Source organism: Bacteroides cellulosilyticus, assembly GCF_020091405.1.
In the GTDB taxonomy this organism is placed as follows: Bacteria; Bacteroidota; Bacteroidia; order Bacteroidales; family Bacteroidaceae; genus Bacteroides.
On the sequence record NZ_CP081903.1, the window covers coordinates 6395714 to 6414583 of the forward strand.

Genomic DNA, 18870 nt, shown 5'->3' on the forward strand with positions numbered 1-18870 from the left:
TGATTACCGATTACGCTTTAAAGCTATGCGATCTGTAATAGTAGCGGGCAACTCCCTTTCATAGTGGGTAACCATAATCATGGTTTTATCCTGCCGGCGGCAAAATGCTTCGATTATCTTCTTTACCCGCCGACGATTGTATGTATCCAGACCATGCAAAGGCTCATCCAATATCAATAATTCCGGATCTTTTACAAAAGCACGTGCCAGAAGTGCCAGACGTTGCTCACCGCTGGATAATTGCAAGAAAGGTTTGTCTTTTAAGGCAGCAATACCGAAAATATCCATCCACCATTCACAAACAGACATCTGTTCCGCTTTCGGACGCTTGTATAGTCCGATACTGTCGTGCAGGCCGGAGGCAACTATTTCAATCGCCGGTAGATTCTTCAAATAAGCACGGTGCATTTCAGGGCTGACATAACCAATATGTTTCTTTATTTCCCAAATGCTCTCCCCCGTCCCTCTCTTTCTCCCGAACAGACTGATATCGCAAGCGTATGATTGAGGATTATCGGCACACACAAGACTAAGTAAAGTAGACTTTCCCGCTCCATTCTCACCACTCAACGCCCACTTCTGTCCTCGCATCACTGTCCAGTCCAGTTCTTTCAAAATAGTACGGTCACCATAACGAATACTGACTTTATTCAATCGGACCACTTCATCGGATACATAATTGGTATTATCATAAGGAAGGTCAATAACACGCTGCTGTAAATCTTCGGGTACAAGTATATCTGCATTCCGGAATATGGTAAGATATTGATCACGTTGCATCATTTGCCCTACCGTACGATTAGCTATCGGCAGTACTTTATTAATATATGAGGGAATATCATCCATCATAGAAAGTATCAGGATAAGTTGTACGGCAGAGCGTTTGGCTAGTCCTGCCAACAAAGTATTCAGCAATTCACGGGTCTGGGCATCCAGTCCAATGAAAGGATTATCCATGATAAGAACACGGGGAGCTGTAAGCAGTGCTTTCACTAACTGAAATTTACGCAATTCACCACTGGAAAGAAGAATCATCGGCTTATCCAGCATAGGTTCAATACGGAATAATTCAAAAAGTTCTTGTTTCAGTTTTTCATCCCTGACTTCTCCCAACATATCCCTAACTAACGGAACATCATCATGATCATGAGTATTCCAGCGCTGCTGATAATAATAGTTGGCATCCGCCGAACCATACGTATCGCGAAAAGCAATATATTTGATATTCTCATAGACTGTTTTTGACGTTGAAGGAGAAAAGTCATAGGTTATTGTTCCTTCCTTCAAAGGGTATTTTCCGATAAGCATATCTACCAAAAGGCTTTTTCCAGAACCGTTAGGTCCGACAATGGCAATGTGTTCATCTGCCGGAAAAGATGCGGAAGCAGGTGCAGCTAATCGCACAAGTGGATTACGGGCCACACCACCCGTCAAACATATAGTATATGGTTGCATTATTTCAGACGTATTTTGTTTAGTGATGCCACAAAGATACCAAGTTTTCCTTTTAAATGCTCAAAATGAGAGCAGTTTAATCAATTCTTCCTTTTTTAAGCAACTAATATGAAAAATAATCCATATATTGGGAAACAATTTCCCTAGGAAATCTGTTTCTTTAAAAGACATGTATCAAAAGTATTAAAAAAGGATGGAAAAAACATTCGCTAAAAGATATTGGCCTACAATCGTAGGTGCAATAGTCGGGGCTATTGGCGGCTATCTATATTGGAGGTATGTCGGCTGTAGCACGGGTACTTGTCCAATTATCTCATCTCCACTAAACAGCACATTGTGGGGAACTGTCATGGGTGGCCTATTAGGGAACATTTTGCAGCCAAATATCATAAAAAAGAACAATCAAAATAAATAATACAGGAGTCTATGGAGAAAGAATCAACACCAGAACGCCCGTTAGGCCAGACCTATAACCTTTCCGGTATGTTTTCGCTGGCTCTCCGCCTGGTAGTCGGATGGACTTATTTTTCTGCATTCTGGCGAAGATTAGTTCTGGAAAATAAGCTGGTAGAAGATGCCCCGGGATATATCGGTGAAAAATTTAACCACTTTCTACCGAATTCATTGGGCATAAAGCCAGTCATAGAATATCTCGTAAGCACTCCGGATATCCTTTGGTGGGCAATGGTTCTTTTCACCATCATAGAAGCTATTGTAGGTTTACTATTTATATTAGGATATTTCACAAGACTGGCAAGTGCAGGAGTGATTGGGCTGGCAGGAGGAATATTATTAGGTTCGGGCTGGATTGGCTCAACTTGCCTGGACGAATGGCAAATTGGAGTTTTAGGAGTCGCATCCGGATTCACTGTATTCATGACAGGTGGTGGATTTTATTCTCTCGACCGTATACTTATGCCCAAAACTCCCTGGCTGAAAAAACGTAAATGGTACCCTTGGATAGCATCCGGAAATTTATCTATAAAAGAAAATACTGTAAAAAAGATAGTAGTTACCGGCAGCATAGCCATTCTGGCACTAACACTTTATACCAATCAGGTTTTCCATGGTGGGGTATGGGGTGAATTACATAATAAATCCGTAAAACCCAAAATCGAAATCTCTGATGCCCAGTTAAAGGGTAACAAACTCAAATTCACAATATCAAGAGTTGAGGGAATAGATGTTTACGGTTCTTTTCTGATTGGTATCACTTTAAAAGATGATGCAGGTAATAATGTACTTGAACTGAATGCAGAAGAATTAGCTAATTTCCCGGTGAGCAATATACGTAATAAATATGTTGCAAAAGTAAAACCCGGGGAACATAGTCTCGTTATTCCATTAGGGGCTAAAGCAGAAATTAATATTGAAAAAAACACTAGCGATATACCAACTGGAATATATAAACTTGAATTAATGGATATAAGCGGAATTACCTGGAAAACGGATATCGCTAAAGAATAACACAAACTATAATATAATGCCCAAACTCTCAATTTTTATGTATCCGGGCGAATACAGATGCGCCCCTACAAGTAACACAACTCGTAGGGGCGATATTTTATTATATATACGCTATTCTTATTTATAAATAATCAACGCAGACTGTGCAGGAACGATCACTTCTGATCCGTAAAGTGTACCCAATCCTTTTTCACTGATGAAACCATCCTTGCAAACAACCGTATACTTACCTTCGGGAACTGTCAGTTTAGCAGGTTCTTTACGTGAGTTCAACGCCACTATAATATCTTCCCATGCATCACTGTTGGCATGTTCCTTCAAACGGTAGGCTATCAAGTTACCGCCCTCCACCGGAAGGAATTCCAAATGTTTACGTACCAGATCCGCATCTCCCATGCGGAAAGCAGGGTGATTCTTGCGTAACTGTATCAAACCTTTATAATAAGCGAAAACATCTGCATGTTCTGCTTTACGTTTCCAGTCAATAGCATTAATAGAGTCAGGACTTTGGTAACTGTTATGCACGCCCTTCTTATCACGCATCACCTCTTCACCGGCATAAATAAACGGTATGCCTTGTGAAGTAAATACAGCCGTTTGAGCCAATTTATCCAATTTTATCAACTCCTGTGGCGTAATACCCGGAACACTTGCATTCAGTCTGTCAACCAAGCACATATCATCATGACAAGAAACATAACTGACCATCTGTGTCGGCTGTTCAGCCCAGGAAGCCTTACTATAATTCACCAAATCATTGTCCACTTGCGGATGCTTGATAGCACCAACAATACCAAACTTGATACTCTCCTCTCCTCCCGGAACTCCGGCAAGAAAAGCACCTTGATGATTATCATTGAACGGACCACGCAATCCATCACGCATTTCATCAGAGAATGCAGCAATACCCGGCATCCGGTAAGTATTTGCTTTCATAGCCAACGAGTCTTCCGGCATCTGGGGAGCTTTAGCCGCCCAACCTTCACCATAAATAATGATACTCGGGTCAACCGCTGTGGCTGCCTTACGAATTTCATTCATCGTTGCTATATCATGAATTCCCATCAGGTCAAAGCGGAAACCGTCAAGGTGATACTCATTAAGCCAATGCAACACGGATTCTATCATATATTTCCGCATCATAGGGCGGTTACTTGCCGTTTCATTGCCGCAAGCGGAAGCGTCAGCAAAGCTGCCGTCCGGCATCTGGCGATAAAAATATCCCGGCACCGTACGTTCAAAGTTGCTTTCAGCCGTATTGAATGTATGGTTATACACCACGTCCAGCACTACGCGAATTCCTGCTTTATGCAACGCCTGCACCATCTGTTTGAACTCTTTAATACGAACAGCAGGATCAAAAGGATCGGTAGAATATGACCCATCAGGCACATTGTAATTCTGCGGATCATATCCCCAATTGTATTTGTTTTCATCCAATCTGGCCTCGTCTACGGAAGCATAGTCATAAGATGGCAGAAGATGTACGTGCGTCACCCCCAGTTCTTTTAAGTGATCAATACCGGTTGCCAATTGTTCAGGACTCAATGTACCTTCTTCTGTCAATGCCAGGAATTTACCTTTGTGCTGAATACCGGAAGAAGGATCAATAGAGAAATCGCGATGATGCATTTCATAAATAACCGCATCTGCCGGAGAAGCCAACGCAGGGCGTTTATCGGCTGCCCAACCTTCGGGATCAGTCGCATTCATATCTATAATTGCGGCACGCTTTCCGTTCACTCCTACGGATTTAGCATTGATGCCCGGAGTATCCCCCAGCCATTTATCTTTAATCTTTACGTTGAAAGTATAGAATTTCCCTATCAGGTCTTTCTCCACCTTTGCTGTCCAGGTTCCTTCCTTATCAGCCACCATCGAAACGGTTTCATAAGCATGACCACCGTCACCGGTATCAAACAACATCAGACGTACTTCATCGGCAGTGGGTGCCCACAATGTAAAATTTGTAACTTCAGGAGTATACTCCATCTCCGTCAAGTCGTCCGAGCGGACAGGATACAGCTCATAAGATGCGTACTCTTTTTTTGCCGGAGAACAACTGACAATCGTAGCAGCAGCCACTCCAATCAAGGCAAGTTCATTCAGTTTCATGGTCGTTATTTTAAGTATTAAATGTCATGTATTAAGTATTAAGTATCAAGTATTAGGTATGAGATATTATCGCTTTACTTTATCGGGATTCTTGGCAATGAAATCTTTCCAGCCGTGATATCCTTTCTCTACTGTAGGACGTCCCATTTGCAGAAAGTGGCAATAAGCGGCAGCAAGACCGTCCGTAGCATCCATAAATGTAGGCATATCTTCCTTTGCAAAATGCAACATGCGTTGCAACATATCCGCTACCTGCTCCTTGGAAGCCTGACCGTTTCCGGTGATAGCCATTTTAATTTTTAAAGGAGCATATTCCGTGATCGGTATATCCCGGCTGAGAGCGGCCGCCATGGCAACACCTTGTGCACGCCCCAACTTCAGCATAGACTGTACATTCTTCCCGAAAAAGGGTGCTTCAATGGCAAGTTCATCAGGCAGATAGCTCTCGATAATACTCAACACCCGTTCGTGTATATGACGTAATTTCAGGTAATGATCACCCATTTTGCGCAGATCAATAATGCCCATAGCTATCATCTCAGGTTTTGTTCCCTGCACACGCAAAACTCCGTAACCCATAATGGTCGTACCGGGGTCAATGCCCAGAATTATCTTTTCCTTGACAGGCTGTATCACTCTATCACCTCCATCAGTGTAGGAAACCCTACTACTTTATCCTGGAATATCTTAACCAGCTCTTCGTTCAACTTCGTTCCCTGTTCCAGATGCCAGCGATGCAATATACCGGAATTTTCCACTTCAAACTGAAGGGAATAACAAGTGCTGCCCTCTTCACGGTGGCTGAGTACACGAACCATGCGCGGTGTATGCAATGCCCCTGCCTTTTCTACTTCGGGTAAATAGAATTCTTTGATCCAGATCAGGAAGTTATCTTCCTGTCCTTCTTCTACTTGATAGGTTGTATTATAAATCAGCATATTTTTTCTTTCACTTTGTTTCGCAAACATAGCAATTATTTCAGAATAATGCATTATATTTGCGCCACCAAAAAGAGAGAAACCTCGCAAACGTTAGCGAAGGGTCAAAAAAGGGGGGTTAGCTCATCTGGCTAGAGCGCGACACTGGCAGTGTCGAGGTGATCGGTTCGAGTCCGATACTCTCCACCATAGAAAACGAGGAATATATCAGAAAGATGATATATTCCTTTTTTTATTCCATTTTCCTCATCTATCTTTTATAAATCCGGAAAAGTAGTAAGTGAATAAAGTGAAATGGTTCATTCAAGCATCCACACTCGAACAAACCATTTCACCTTTAATCAAACAATGCAATGATTGCTAAAACTTATCCTATTGTAACTTAAACGTCACAGGCACTGTAAACTTGCAGCGTACGGGTACGCCACGTTGTTTTCCGGGCTTCCATTTCGGCATGGTAGAAATAACGCGAACCGCTTCTTTGTCCAGATAAGGATCAACACCTCTTATCACGTTCACATCCACGATACTACCATCCTTGTTTACAACAAACTGCACAGTTACACGCCCCTGGGTTCCATTCTCTTGTGGAATGGTGGGGTACTTGATATTCTTACTCAAATACTGTAAAAGACCGACTGTACCACCATTGAGGAATTGCGGATTTTCTTCCACAACTTCAAAAATCTCATCTTCTACCGGCACATCTTCGTCCACCGTGACAGGTATATGTTTCACTACCACATCCTCACCGGTTTCTTCCGAGGAAGCGAAATTGGTTTCTTCTACATTAGCGTCATCATCTATTATTGTTAAAACATCATTAATAGGAGTAACTTGAGGTGGAGGTGGGGGAGCAACCTCAGGCTGCCTTGTAAGAGGGATCTCCATGTCCTGTTCAAATACATTTTCGACGATACGACCACTCGTGTCAATCTTAATATCACGCGTCCATTCAAACGCTACGAACATGAAGGCAAGTACGACTACATAACCTACAAGTAACCACGTGGGTCTCTTGCTTTCCAAGTTTGCTTTGGGTGTTTTCTTGGTTTCCATAGTTTACAAATTAGTTACTATACAATGTCTTCCGTTAAGAATCCGACACTATACAGATATTGTTAGTAATGCGAAAACACTTGTGGCCACTATTTTCTGTAATAAAGATAGTTGAATAGCTATTAAGTTGTTATCAGAGAGGCCTATTAATATGCTTTTTTAATATCTGTTCGAAAAAATTGCTTAGCAAAAAGATTATTTACGCCAGAATACTTAAGAATACTAAAAAAAGCTACTACCTTTGCCTAATAAATCAATCATAAAAAATGAAACAAACTAAATCAGGGAAAAGCGACATCATACTGCATACGCTTAACCCTTATGACCCAGAAATGCAGCGTTACATTTCCCTCTCTAAAAAAATCGAGCAATTGATGAATAATGCGGAAGATGAAAATGACTCATGTATTCCCATTGAGCTTGTAGCAGAATTCTGTGTATTGCAAGAAGAACTTTATCAGAAAGCACTAAAAAAGAACAAAGAAGAAGCTAATTAACCTCCCACAAAGATAATAAGAAGAACGGTGCATAGCTGACAAGGATAATGATTATCCGCAATCTATACGATTCGTACCCGGCCCGTATCTGGTCCGTGGTTGCTCCGTAGTTGCTCCGTGTCTAAGAAATCAGGTAAAACATAGAGCTGATACGGAGCATCTACGGACTTGATACGGACTTAATACGGACCTGATACGGACCTGATACGGAGATTGCATGGAGATGCTACGAAGATTTACACCTAACCAGCCACAGACTTTTTCCCCGCGACCGATTAATTTTATAAAAAGATTGGGAGCGAAATCATGATAAAGTTGTATCTTTGCACCGTTTTATGTATTTCGGAAATAAATAATAACGACGATATGATAGATAAAATCAACCAGCTTCTACAAGAAGTGGAAGCACTGAAAGCTGCCAACGCCGAGGAACTGGAAGCACTCCGCATCAAATTCCTTAGTAAAAAAGGTGCTATCAATGACTTGATGGCAGACTTCCGCAACGTGGCTGCCGAACAGAAGAAAGAAGTCGGCATGAGACTGAATGAACTGAAAAACAAGGCGCAGGACAAGATTAACGCCCTGAAAGAACAGTTCGAAAGCCAGGATACGGGTTGTGACGACATTGACCTCACTCGTTCCGCTTATCCGGTAGAACTGGGTACACGTCACCCACTCACCATCGTAAAAAACGAAATCATCGATATATTTGCACGTCTGGGTTTCAGCATTGCCGAAGGTCCGGAAATTGAGGATGACTGGCACGTGTTCTCCGCATTGAATTTTGCCGAAGATCACCCCGCACGCGACATGCAGGATACCTTCTTTATCGAAGCACATCCCGACATCGTATTGCGTACGCACACTTCATCCGTACAAACACGCGTTATGGAAGTTTCACAACCTCCTATCCGCATCATTTGCCCGGGACGCGTATATCGTAACGAAGCTATCAGCTATCGCGCACACTGCTTTTTCCATCAGGTAGAGGCGTTGTACGTAGATAAAGACGTATCTTTCACTGATCTGAAACAGGTGTTATTGCTCTTTGCCAAAGAAATGTTCGGCGAAGATACCAAGATCCGTCTGCGTCCGTCTTATTTCCCGTTCACGGAACCCAGTGCCGAAATGGACATCAGTTGTAACATTTGTGGCGGAAAGGGCTGTCCGTTCTGCAAGCATACCGGTTGGGTAGAAATCCTGGGTTGCGGTATGGTAGACCCCAACGTATTGGAAAGTAACGGCATCGACAGTAAGGTATACAGCGGATATGCCCTTGGTATGGGTATCGAGCGTATTACGAACCTGAAATATCAGGTGAAAGACCTTCGTATGTTCTCCGAAAACGACACAAGATTCCTGAAGGAATTCGAAGCCGCTTACTAAAATAAGTAGAGAGTTGAGAATTCTCAACTCTCAATTTAATAAGAATGAAAGATAAGCTTGTCACTTCCAGTTATTGTTTTATTCTCGCAGCCAACTTCCTGCTGTATTTCGGATTCTGGTTGCTGATACCGGTACTACCTTTTTACCTGTCCGAAGTATTCAGTGCCGGCAATTCCATAATCGGTATCATTCTTTCCTGCTACACAGTAGCTGCATTGTGTATCCGCCCCTTCTCCGGTTATTTTTTGGACAGTTTTGCACGTAAACCTTTATATTTGATAGCTTACTTCATCTTTATGACGATGTTTGCCGGATACATCATTGCAGGCTCGCTTACACTGTTTATCATATTCCGTATCATACAGGGAGTATCGTTCGGAATGGTAACCGTAGGTGGTAACACTGTGGTGATTGACATCATGCCATCTTCACGACGCGGAGAAGGATTGGGATACTATGGGCTTTCAAACAACATTGCAATGGCAGTGGGTCCGATGTCAGGATTATTTCTGCATGATGCGGGAATGAGTTTTACTACCATATTCTGCTGTTCACTGGGTTCCTGTATGGCGGGTTTCGTTTGCGCTTCTCTTGTAAAGACTCCTTATAAACCACCCGTGAAACGGGAACCGATATCCCTCGACCGATTCATATTACTGAAAGGTATTCCGGCAGGTATCAGCCTCTTGTTGCTTTCCATTCCTTATGGAATGACGACCAACTATGTGGCTATGTATGCCAAACAAATCGGGATTAATGCCACCACAGGTTTCTTCTTCACTTTCATGGCAATAGGAATGGCTATTTCACGTATATTCTCCGGAAAGATTGTGGACAGAGGTAAGATAACGCAGGTTATTTCCGCCGGACTGTATCTCGTGGTGTTCAGTTTTTTCCTGCTTTCGGCCTGTGTATATCTTATCAGCTGGAACAACATGGCATGCACAATTGTTTTCTTTTTCGTGGCCTTGTTGCTGGGAGTGGGGTTCGGCATTATGTTCCCCGCTTACAACACCTTATTTGTCAACCTCGCCCCCAACAGCCAACGTGGTACCGCCACTTCCACCTACCTGACCTCCTGGGATGTGGGCATCGGTATCGGTATGTTGACAGGAGGATATATTGCAGAAGTCAGCACCTTTGATAAAGCTTATTTATTCGGAGCCTGCCTTACCATTGTTTCCATGCTCTACTTCAATGGCAAAGTGGCTCCCAATTACCATAAAAACAAATTGCGATGAGAAAGAAAGAACGTTATGAAAAAGTCCTTGCCTGGTTTCGGGAAAATCGTCCCGTAGCCGAAACGGAACTGCACTATGAGACTCCGTTTCAGCTGCTGATAGCGGTCATCCTCTCCGCCCAATGTACGGACAAACGGGTGAATATGATTGTTCCGCCACTGTACCGCGACTTCCCCACCCCGGAAGTTCTCGCTGCCAGTACTCCGGAAGTGATCTATGAATACATCCGTAGCGTGTCTTACCCCAATAACAAGGCAAAACATCTGGTAGGTATGGCGCAAATGTTGGTGAAAGACTTCAACAGCGAAGTGCCCGGCACACTGGAAGAACTCATAAAACTTCCCGGTGTAGGACGTAAGACGGCAAACGTCATCCAATCCGTTGTATTCAACAAAGCGGCAATGGCAGTAGACACCCATGTGTTCCGTGTAAGCCATCGCCTCGGACTGGTTTCGGACCAATGCACCACCCCGTTCAGCGTAGAAAAAGAACTGGTGAAAAACATCCCGGAAGCCGACATTCCCATTGCTCATCACTGGCTTATTTTGCACGGACGATACGTCTGCCAGGCACGTACACCGCAATGTGACAACTGCGGTTTGCAATTGATGTGCAAATATTATTGCGAGAAGTATAAAGTTAGCAAAGAGAAGCCGAAAGATAAAGAATAAATGACGGTTTCATAGCAAAAGAAAGAAATATACATTATCTTTGCACTCACAAAAAGGAATTAATAACACTTTTAAATAAAATAGAGTATTATGACAATTGATCAATTCAACTTTGCCGGTAAAAAGGCATTCGTTCGTGTGGACTTCAATGTACCCTTGGACGAAAACTTCAACATTACAGATGATAACCGTATGCGTGCTGCTCTTCCTACGCTGAAGAAAATTTTGGCTGACGGTGGCAGTATAATTATTGGTTCTCACCTCGGTCGTCCGAAAGGTCCGGCTGACAAGTTCTCTTTGAAACATATCCTGAAACATCTGTCAGATTTGTTGGGTGTTGAGGTGCAATTCGCTAACGACTGTATGGGCGAAGAAGCTGCTGTAAAGGCTGCTGCTCTGCAACCGGGTGAAGTGCTGTTGCTTGAAAACCTTCGTTTCTACGCTGAAGAGGAAGGCAAACCCCGTGGCTTGGCTGAAGATGCAACAGACGAAGAAAAAGCTGCCGCCAAGAAAGCCGTAAAAGAAAGCCAGAAAGAATTCACCAAGAAATTGGCTTCTTATGCTGATTGCTACGTAAACGACGCTTTCGGTACAGCTCACCGCGCACACGCTTCTACAGCTTTGATCGCTAAATATTTCGACAAAGACAGCAAGATGTTCGGCTACCTGATGGAAAAAGAAGTGAAAGCTGTTGATAAAGTATTGAATGACATCAAACGTCCGTTCACTGCTATTATGGGTGGTTCTAAGGTTTCTTCTAAAATCGAAATCATTGAGAACCTGCTGAGCAAGGTTGACAACCTGATCATCGCTGGCGGCATGACTTATACTTTCACTAAGGCTATGGGTGGCAAGATCGGTATTTCTATCTGCGAAGATGATAAACTGGATCTGGCTCTTGACCTGGTAGCAAAAGCTAAAGAAAAAGGTGTAAACCTGGTATTAGCTGTTGACGCTAAGATTGCTGATGCTTTCTCTAACGACGCCAACACCAAGTTCTGTCCGGTTGACCAAATTCCTGATGGTTGGGAAGGTTTGGATATCGGTCCTGAAACAGAGAAAATCTTCACAGACGTTATTAAAAACTCCAAGACTATCTTGTGGAACGGTCCGACTGGCGTATTCGAATTCGAGAACTTTACTCATGGCTCACGTGCCGTAGGTGAAGCTATCGTAGAGGCTACCAAGAACGGTGCTTTCTCACTCGTAGGTGGTGGTGACTCTGTAGCTTGCGTCAACAAGTTCGGTTTGGCAAGCGGTGTTTCTTACGTTTCAACCGGTGGTGGTGCATTGCTCGAAGCAATCGAAGGAAAAGTTCTTCCGGGTATCGCTGCTATCAACGAATAAAAACAGACATTATCATACCCAAAGGCAGCTCTTTGAAAAGAAGGGTTGCCTTTTTTAATCTTATATCTTCACATCTATAAAAATAATGAAACGAATTCTGTTATCCTTCGCTTTCCTATTCTCTGTCCTGATAGCAACGGCACAAGATGCTTGTTTAAACGATGTAGTAAACACTCTTAAAGACCGTATCAGCCTTGTCGGTTATGCACAGGTGGGATATACGTATGATGATGCCGGTGACGGCAGTAATACCTTCGACATCAAGCGGGTTATCTTCATGGCACAAGGTAAAATCACTGACCGCTGGCTATGTTATTTCATGTACAGCTTTGCCAATACGGGAAAAATACTTGAAGCATACACCGAATACAAATTCCTCCCCCAACTGACTGCCCGCATCGGACAATTCAAAACGATGTATACCATTGAAAACCCAATGTCTCCCTGCTATGTAGAGTTGATCAATTGCTACGCGCAGTCTGTCAATTACCTGGCCGGTATCAACGGCAGCGATCCGTTATATGGTTCCAGCAGCGGACGCGATATGGGTCTCCTGATTTATGGAGACCTGTTCGGCAAACTGGTAAATTATAATCTTGCATTGATGAACGGACAAGGTATCAATCTGAAAGATAAGAACAACCAGAAAGATATTGTAGGCAGTCTGATGGTTCATCCGCTCGGCTGGCTGTCCGTAGGCGGTTCTTTTGTTAAAGGAAAGGGATGCGCAGTAGCCACTTCCACTCTGAATCCGGATATACAGGTGGGTGAAAACTATACCCGTAACCGTTGGTCGGCAGGTGCAGTGATCAAGACCAAACCGGTTGATGTACGCACAGAATACCTGGCCGGAAAAGACGGACACGTGAAAAGCGACGGCTACTACGTAACGGCATCTGCACATGTATTCCCCAAAGTGGATGTCATTGCATCTTATGACTATCTTAACAAAAGCAAAGTGCTGGATGACAAGCAAACCAATTACGTAGTGGGACTGCAATACTGGTTTTATCCTAAGTGCAGAGTACAGGCACAATATACGTACTGCAACCGCCATATCGGAGAAAACAGTAATTTATTGCAGGCACAGTTGCAAGTGCGCTTTTAAACAAAAACCTTACATGCTATGGATTACATCCGAATTCTGAAAGAAATATACGAAGAAATACAGCCGTATGCACAGGAAGGCAAACCGGCAAGTTATATCCCTGAACTGCTGAAAGTCAATCCTGATCGTTATGGCATCTGTCTGCGCACCATCGAAGGCAAGGAATATGCCCAGGGAGACAGTGATGAACGTTTCGCCGTGCAGAGTATTTCGAAAGTATTTTCTCTTGCCATGAGCTTTGGCCGGATAGGTAACGAACTTTGGAAACGCATAGGCGTAGAACCGTCCGGCAATGCATTCAACTCCATCTTTCAGCTGGAAATGGAGAAAGGAATCCCCCGCAATCCACTCATCAATGCAGGGGCATTGGTAATGGCAGACGTCTTGCTCTCAGTACTTGAATATCCGGAAAGGGAATATCTCTCGTTTGTGCGGAAACTCTGCGGCAATGACATGATTCAATATAATGAAAGCATGGCTACTTCCGAACGGGAGTATGGATATCTGAATGCCGCCATCACCAATATGCTGAAATATCACGGCAATATAGAAAACGATATCGAGCGGGTACTTCGCTTCTACTTCCGTCAATGTTCCATAAGCATGAATTGCCGGGAACTGGCACACGCCTTCCTCCCCTTTGCCGATCACACAAGATCGTTCAGCTTTGATGGAACCGAACTGACGACTTCGCAGGTGAAGCGTATCAATGCCATTATGCAAACATGCGGTTTCTATGATGAAGCCGGAGAGTTTTCTTATCTGGTAGGATTACCCGGGAAAAGTGGTGTCGGTGGTGGTATCGCTGCTGTATGCCCACGCAAGTATGCAGTAGCTGTATGGAGTCCGCGACTCAATTCCAAAGGCAACTCCGTAATGGGCATGAAAGCTCTGGAATTACTGACAACCAAAACTGCTGTCAGTATTTTCTAAGAACCCGAACTATTTTGGCATCATTTTTGTGCCTTATACTAATAAAGTATTAAAGAAAGGACTGAATATGAATGAACAATCCATCCAAAAACAATATTATCAGATAGCCAGTTTACTGGAAGATAAACGGCTGAAAGAAGCTCTCGTTCAGCTGGATGCTTTCTTATATAATAGTAATGACTGGACCCTGCGTAACCGCCTGGAACAAATCCAGACTTCCTATCAGTATATGCTGCAATACATGAAGCTGGGAATGAAAGATCCGGAACGGCATAAACTGTATCGCCAACTATTAGCCGATACCTGGGAAATTGCCGATCAGACGCGCATCCTATTGCTGGACGAGATATCCACCCACTACTATCATTCTTTGCGCAGGAATCCGAACCAGTTGCCAAAGGCTTATGACCTCTCTGTCCAACAGAGGATACTGGAAGGATTCTCGGACGAGATGGCTGTATCACAGTTGGCAAACTATCAGGGCTTGGACGCTATCTTAAAGCGACATGAAGAAACACACCAGGTTATGTTTCTTACCACCTGGAGCAACAATAACTGGACTTTGGAAGAATTTGCCCAGGCAGAAGATATGCTCCGCTCGGAAACATTACCAATCAATGATTTATGTCTGTTTGTCAGTGCTGTCACACTTAGTTTAATGGAGTGTTTCGACGAACGCAAGATCAATTGGCTGCTCGACGGACTCCGCCATACCCATCCGCAAATCAACCAAAGGGCTTTGGTAGGACTTGTCATCACCCTGCATCTCTACCCCACACGCATTACACTCTACCCGGAACTGGAAGCACGCATTTCTCTTTTCAGAGAAGATCCGGACTTCAGTAAACAGGTGAACCGTGTTTACATCCAACTGCTTCGCAGCCAGGAAACCGAAAAAATAGACAAGAAGATGCGGGAAGAAATCATTCCCGAAATGATGAGGAACGTGAATATCATGCGCAACATGAAATTCGGTTTTGAAGAAACTGATGAAAACGACCGTAATCCGGACTGGGAACAGGCTTTCGAGCAATCAGGACTGGGAGACAAAATACGAGAAATGAACGATTTACAGTTGGAAGGCGCTGATGTCTATATGAGTACATTCGCACAACTGAAAGGCTATCCTTTCTTCCGCGAACCACACAACTGGTTCTATCCTTTCGACCGGATGCACTCCAGCATCATCCACCAGGTCGGCTTGAACCAGACGAGTGAAAGTTCTGTACTCTCTATCATTCTGCAATCCGGATTCTTCTGCAACAGTGATAAGTATTCATTCTGCTTCACCATTGCCCAACTTCCGCAAGGACAGCGGGATATGATGTTGAGCCAAATGACGCCCCAGGATCAAAGTGATTTTATGGAAGAGAAGAATAGCGCCAGTCTGAAGCAATACGCAGAACGGCCTGACGTTATCAGCAACCAGTATATTCACGATTTATATCGTTTCTTCAAACTCAGCCAGCGCAGGTATGAGTTCCACAACATCTTCCAGGAAGAGATTGCTTTGCACCGTAATCCTGTGCTGAAAGAGTTGTTGAGCGCTCCCGAACTATTGGTGGCTGTTGCCGATTTCCACTTCCGCAAAGAGCACCCTGCCGAAGCATTGGAGCTCTACCAGATACTGATAGACCGGAAACAGGCCAATGCGGATATTTACCAGAAAATAGGTTTCTGCCTGCAAAAGGTGAAATGCTATAAAGAAGCTATAGATGCTTATCTGAAAGCCGATATGCTGAAACCTGATCATTTGTGGACGCTCCGGCATCTGGCTACCTGCTACCGCCAGATGAAGAATTTCGATGCCGCTCTGGAGTACTACCACCGCGTGGAAACAATCCAACCTGAGAACCACAATGTGTTATTCTATACCGCAAGTTGCCTGGCAGAACAGAAAAGATACGAAGATGCACTACAATACTTCTTCAAACTGGACTTTCTGGAAAACAACTGCATGAAAGCATGGCGCGGTATCGGCTGGTGCTCATTTGTCAGTGGCAAGCATGAACAGGCAATGAAGTATTATGACAAACTTCTCGCAGCCAAGCCGCTTGCAACAGATTATCTCAATGCCGGACACGTGGCATGGGTATTGGGAAATATAGAAAAAGCTGCCGGACTATATGGCAAGGCCATGGCAGAAAGTGGTAGCAAGGACGCATTCCTGGAAATATTCGACAGAGACCGGAACAGTCTGCTCAAACAAGGCATCGCAGCCGAGGAAATTCCATTAATGCTGGATATGATTGAATAAAGACAACTACACTTTCAGTAATTCCCTGTACAGCCTCTGTACAGGGAGTCCCATGATATTATAGTAACTCCCCGAGATATTCTCCACCCCAATAAAACCGATCCACTCCTGCACTCCATAGGCTCCGGCCTTATCCATCGGTTTGAAGTTATCTACGTAATATATAATTTCATCTTCGCTCAATGTAGCGAAACGTACTTCAGTCTGTGCTGTAAAACTTCGCTGCCAATCGGTAGTGGTTATGCATACGCCGGTGAAAACCTCATGGGTACGTCCCGACATAGTCCGCAACATCTGCAAAGCATCTTCCCTATCCCGGGGTTTGCCAAGAACCTTGCCATCCAGCCATACAATCGTATCAGCCGTAATTATCAGTTCATCAGGTTGCATCATAGGTATGTAGGCGTCCGCTTTTTCCTTAGCAATGTAGAGCGGTATTTCCTCCCCCTGCAAAGTATCCGGATAAGATTCATCCACATCCGGAAGAATCCGCACTTCATAATTCACGCCCAAACCTGCCATCAATTCTCTCCTGCGGGGAGATCCCGAGGCAAGAATCACCTTATATTTTTCTAAATTGTCCAACATAACGATTTAAAGTATTAATTTTTAAGTATTAAGTATTAAGAGGAGATTACCAGCCAAAGGCTTTATCATCCATCCAAAGTCCCTGAACTTTCAATACTTGTTCTACAACGTCCCGACCACAGCCATAGCCACCATTGGCATAGGAAATGTAGCGGGAGACGGTCTTCACTTCTGCTGATGCGTCTTTAGGACAACAAGGTAATCCGCACTCACGCATTACTTCAATATCCGGAATGTCATCACCTACATAAAGAATCTCTTCGTCCTTCAAGCCATGACGGTCACGAAAATCATGATAATCATGGATTTTTACGGAAGAAGCCATGTAAATATCCTCAGAAGGAATTCCCAAGGCCATAAAGCGTTTGCGAACAGCTTCGGAGCGTCCACCGGTAATGATTCCCAGTAACAAACCCTGTTTACAGGCAAGGTGCAAAGCGTAGCCATCTTTAATGTTCACGGTACGCATCGGTTCTCCATCCGGACTCATCGGTATGACGTTAGCACTCAAAACGCCATCAACATCAAATACAAGTGCTTTTATCTTTTTCAGATCGTAATTGATAGTACTCACTATATTCGGTTTTTAATTAGGTTATCTTTCAAAAAGAACAATGCTTGTTTTAGGATAAAACTATGCTTGTTATGTACCAAAACATTGCTTGTTATGCATCGAAACATTACTTGTTATGCAAACGATGTATATTCTCGCTCACAAGCTGATACAATTCCTGCATCTCCGGTTCATCAGCAAGCATCTCCAGATGCTTATTGATTACATTTTCATCATAACGTACAGCCGGACCTGTCTGAGCCTGCTTCGGTTCCAGTTCATGCACTTTACGGGCTGTTTCATCAATCAAGGGTAACATCGCATCGAATGGAAGATTATATTTCTTCAATAATTCAGCCGCCAGAGCATACATGTGATTCGTAAAATTACAAGTGAACACAGCTGCCAGATGCAGGCTTCTACGCTGCTCAGAGGTAGCTTCATACACCTTTTCCGAAAGGACAGAAGCAATTGCCTTCAACAATTCCGTATCTTCGGATGAATTACTCTCTATGAAGAAAGGAATCGTACGGAAATCCACCTCGCGCTGTTTGCTGAAAGTCTGCATAGGATAAAACACACCGTAACGCGAAGTTTTTCCTTCCCAAATGCTCATCGGAATGCTTCCGGCTGTATGTACCAGCAAAGCATCTTCCTTCCCGGCAACAATCTCGGGTAATAGTTCCACGAAAGCAGCATCCTTCAAAGAGACAATATAGAGCCGGGCATCTCTGGATACTTCCGAAAGTTCAGTCGTATATTCCGCCTCTATCGCTTGAGCCAAGGCACATGCAGCCTCTTTTGTACGGCTGTAGACCTGTACTATACGAAAACCATTTTGATATAAAGCCTTGGCCAGATTCGTTGCGAGGTTTCCGGCACCGATAAAGACTACCGGCGTATCTTGTACACTCCTTTTCATCTTGTAGCCAGCCAATATAGAATAATTCCGAGAACCAGCAAAGCCACAGGTAACAGATAGGCAGACATCGTGCCGAGCAATGCCGTTATCAATCCGAAATTCAGTATCAGCCACAGCCCAATCAACACCAGCCCCACTGATTTATCACGCTTGAAGATGAGAAATATCACCGCCGTATAAAGCAGAAAATTATCCTTATTCATCACCCACGGCAGACCAATACTTGAGAAATGTATCAATTTGTCCACCAGATAAAGTATACCGAAAACAATCAACGTAACCGCTGTGGCCCTGTAAGTATCGCGGTTATTGTTTGCTTTTGCTGCACCCACC

The 18870-nt window shown here is 43.7% G+C and carries 19 protein-coding genes and 1 tRNA gene; 11 read left to right on the plus strand and 9 right to left on the minus strand.

Annotated elements, in window-relative coordinates:
* Positions 1 to 3: 3 nt before the first annotated feature.
* Positions 4 to 1455 carry an ATP-binding cassette domain-containing protein gene (locus K6V21_RS24550; RefSeq protein ID WP_195653725.1) on the minus strand — a complete coding sequence of 484 codons (1452 nt, stop codon included), beginning with the start codon at positions 1453 to 1455 and terminating at the stop codon, positions 4 to 6.
* 193 nt (positions 1456 to 1648) lie between these two features.
* Here K6V21_RS24550 and K6V21_RS24555 point away from each other — a divergent pair, with 193 nt between their 5' ends.
* Entirely contained in the window at positions 1649 to 1870 is a 222-nt protein-coding gene (locus K6V21_RS24555; protein WP_224320203.1) for a DUF6132 family protein, read from the plus strand.
* Positions 1871 to 1881: 11 nt separating this feature from the next.
* Entirely contained in the window at positions 1882 to 2922 is a 1041-nt protein-coding gene (locus K6V21_RS24560; RefSeq protein ID WP_224320204.1) for a TQO small subunit DoxD, read from the plus strand.
* 117 nt (positions 2923 to 3039) lie between these two features.
* Here K6V21_RS24560 and pulA read toward each other — a convergent pair whose 3' ends face one another.
* The 3 genes from pulA to K6V21_RS24575 all read right to left on the minus strand — a co-directional run bounded on the left by pulA (position 3040) and on the right by K6V21_RS24575 (position 5975).
* A complete protein-coding gene (gene pulA, locus K6V21_RS24565; protein WP_224320205.1) occupies positions 3040 to 5037 on the minus strand; it encodes a type I pullulanase in 1998 nt (665 codons plus the stop codon).
* Between the two features lie 66 nt (positions 5038 to 5103).
* The gene (gene ruvC, locus K6V21_RS24570; protein WP_007214744.1) at positions 5104 to 5673 is read right to left on the minus strand and encodes a crossover junction endodeoxyribonuclease RuvC; all 570 of its coding nucleotides are present in this window, start codon (positions 5671 to 5673) and stop codon (positions 5104 to 5106) included.
* Positions 5670 to 5975, minus strand: coding sequence for a DUF4286 family protein (locus K6V21_RS24575; protein ID WP_217714482.1), 306 nt, complete (start codon positions 5973 to 5975; stop codon positions 5670 to 5672). Before K6V21_RS24575 ends, ruvC begins: the two co-directional genes overlap by 4 nt.
* A gap of 112 nt (positions 5976 to 6087) precedes the next feature.
* Between K6V21_RS24575 and K6V21_RS24580 the strand changes: the two genes are divergently transcribed.
* A tRNA-Ala gene (locus K6V21_RS24580) sits at positions 6088 to 6164 on the plus strand.
* A gap of 183 nt (positions 6165 to 6347) precedes the next feature.
* Here K6V21_RS24580 and K6V21_RS24585 read toward each other — a convergent pair.
* On the minus strand, positions 6348 to 7034 hold the full coding sequence (locus K6V21_RS24585; RefSeq protein ID WP_007214747.1) for an energy transducer TonB: 687 nt from the start codon (positions 7032 to 7034) through the stop codon (positions 6348 to 6350).
* A gap of 266 nt (positions 7035 to 7300) precedes the next feature.
* Between K6V21_RS24585 and K6V21_RS24590 the strand changes: the two genes are divergently transcribed.
* The 8 genes from K6V21_RS24590 (at position 7301) to K6V21_RS24625 (ending at position 16474) form a co-directional block, all read left to right on the plus strand.
* Positions 7301 to 7531, plus strand: coding sequence for a hypothetical protein (locus K6V21_RS24590; RefSeq protein WP_224320206.1), 231 nt, complete (start codon positions 7301 to 7303; stop codon positions 7529 to 7531).
* A 366-nt stretch (positions 7532 to 7897) separates the two neighbouring features.
* Entirely contained in the window at positions 7898 to 8917 is a 1020-nt protein-coding gene (pheS, locus tag K6V21_RS24595) for a phenylalanine--tRNA ligase subunit alpha (RefSeq protein ID WP_217714452.1), read from the plus strand.
* 44 nt (positions 8918 to 8961) lie between these two features.
* Complete coding sequence (locus tag K6V21_RS24600) at positions 8962 to 10158, plus strand: MFS transporter (protein ID WP_224320207.1); 1197 nt, start codon at positions 8962 to 8964, stop codon at positions 10156 to 10158.
* Positions 10155 to 10829, plus strand: a complete 675-nt coding sequence (gene nth / locus K6V21_RS24605) for an endonuclease III (protein WP_007214751.1) — start codon at positions 10155 to 10157, stop codon at positions 10827 to 10829. The genes K6V21_RS24600 and nth overlap by 4 nt, the downstream gene beginning before the upstream one ends.
* 87 nt (positions 10830 to 10916) lie before the next feature.
* Positions 10917 to 12176, plus strand: a complete 1260-nt coding sequence (locus tag K6V21_RS24610; protein ID WP_217714481.1) for a phosphoglycerate kinase — start codon at positions 10917 to 10919, stop codon at positions 12174 to 12176.
* Between the two features lie 85 nt (positions 12177 to 12261).
* A complete protein-coding gene (locus K6V21_RS24615; protein WP_224320208.1) occupies positions 12262 to 13284 on the plus strand; it encodes a porin in 1023 nt (340 codons plus the stop codon).
* Positions 13285 to 13302: 18 nt separating this feature from the next.
* Positions 13303 to 14217, plus strand: coding sequence for a glutaminase (locus tag K6V21_RS24620; RefSeq protein WP_224320209.1), 915 nt, complete (start codon positions 13303 to 13305; stop codon positions 14215 to 14217).
* A gap of 67 nt (positions 14218 to 14284) precedes the next feature.
* Complete coding sequence (locus K6V21_RS24625; protein WP_224320210.1) at positions 14285 to 16474, plus strand: tetratricopeptide repeat protein; 2190 nt, start codon at positions 14285 to 14287, stop codon at positions 16472 to 16474.
* 6 nt (positions 16475 to 16480) lie between these two features.
* Here the strand turns inward: K6V21_RS24625 and K6V21_RS24630 are convergent, their stop codons facing one another.
* The 4 genes from K6V21_RS24630 to K6V21_RS24645 form a co-directional block, all read right to left on the minus strand.
* Positions 16481 to 17062: a Maf-like protein gene (locus K6V21_RS24630; RefSeq protein WP_217714447.1), complete on the minus strand. Its 582-nt coding sequence runs from the start codon at positions 17060 to 17062 to the stop codon at positions 16481 to 16483.
* A 46-nt stretch (positions 17063 to 17108) separates the two neighbouring features.
* Positions 17109 to 17636, minus strand: coding sequence for a KdsC family phosphatase (locus K6V21_RS24635; RefSeq protein WP_224320211.1), 528 nt, complete (start codon positions 17634 to 17636; stop codon positions 17109 to 17111).
* A 106-nt stretch (positions 17637 to 17742) separates the two neighbouring features.
* Positions 17743 to 18537 (minus strand): Rossmann-like and DUF2520 domain-containing protein, encoded by a 795-nt coding sequence (locus K6V21_RS24640; RefSeq protein ID WP_007214760.1) that lies wholly within the window; start codon positions 18535 to 18537, stop codon positions 17743 to 17745.
* Positions 18534 to 18869, minus strand: coding sequence for a hypothetical protein (locus K6V21_RS24645; RefSeq protein WP_044263311.1), 336 nt, complete (start codon positions 18867 to 18869; stop codon positions 18534 to 18536). Before K6V21_RS24645 ends, K6V21_RS24640 begins: the two co-directional genes overlap by 4 nt.
* Position 18870 lies beyond the last annotated feature (1 nt).

What these genes read in the sequence shown, in the direction of transcription:
- K6V21_RS24625 (WP_224320210.1), top strand. Translation starts at nt 14,285, where the DNA reads ATGAATGAACAATCCATCCAAAAACAATATTATCAGATAGCCAGTTTA.
- pheS (WP_217714452.1), top strand. Translation starts at nt 7,898, where the DNA reads ATGATAGATAAAATCAACCAGCTTCTACAAGAAGTGGAAGCACTGAAA.
- K6V21_RS24560 (WP_224320204.1), top strand. Translation starts at nt 1,882, where the DNA reads ATGGAGAAAGAATCAACACCAGAACGCCCGTTAGGCCAGACCTATAAC.
- nth (WP_007214751.1), top strand. Translation starts at nt 10,155, where the DNA reads ATGAGAAAGAAAGAACGTTATGAAAAAGTCCTTGCCTGGTTTCGGGAA.
- K6V21_RS24590 (WP_224320206.1), top strand. Translation starts at nt 7,301, where the DNA reads ATGAAACAAACTAAATCAGGGAAAAGCGACATCATACTGCATACGCTT.
- K6V21_RS24600 (WP_224320207.1), top strand. Translation starts at nt 8,962, where the DNA reads ATGAAAGATAAGCTTGTCACTTCCAGTTATTGTTTTATTCTCGCAGCC.
- K6V21_RS24640 (WP_007214760.1), bottom strand. Translation starts at nt 18,537, where the DNA reads ATGAAAAGGAGTGTACAAGATACGCCGGTAGTCTTTATCGGTGCCGGA.
- K6V21_RS24620 (WP_224320209.1), top strand. Translation starts at nt 13,303, where the DNA reads ATGGATTACATCCGAATTCTGAAAGAAATATACGAAGAAATACAGCCG.
- pulA (WP_224320205.1), bottom strand. Translation starts at nt 5,037, where the DNA reads ATGAAACTGAATGAACTTGCCTTGATTGGAGTGGCTGCTGCTACGATT.
- K6V21_RS24550 (WP_195653725.1), bottom strand. Translation starts at nt 1,455, where the DNA reads ATGCAACCATATACTATATGTTTGACGGGTGGTGTGGCCCGTAATCCA.
- K6V21_RS24555 (WP_224320203.1), top strand. Translation starts at nt 1,649, where the DNA reads ATGGAAAAAACATTCGCTAAAAGATATTGGCCTACAATCGTAGGTGCA.
- K6V21_RS24630 (WP_217714447.1), bottom strand. Translation starts at nt 17,062, where the DNA reads ATGTTGGACAATTTAGAAAAATATAAGGTGATTCTTGCCTCGGGATCT.
- K6V21_RS24575 (WP_217714482.1), bottom strand. Translation starts at nt 5,975, where the DNA reads ATGCTGATTTATAATACAACCTATCAAGTAGAAGAAGGACAGGAAGAT.
- K6V21_RS24585 (WP_007214747.1), bottom strand. Translation starts at nt 7,034, where the DNA reads ATGGAAACCAAGAAAACACCCAAAGCAAACTTGGAAAGCAAGAGACCC.
- K6V21_RS24615 (WP_224320208.1), top strand. Translation starts at nt 12,262, where the DNA reads ATGAAACGAATTCTGTTATCCTTCGCTTTCCTATTCTCTGTCCTGATA.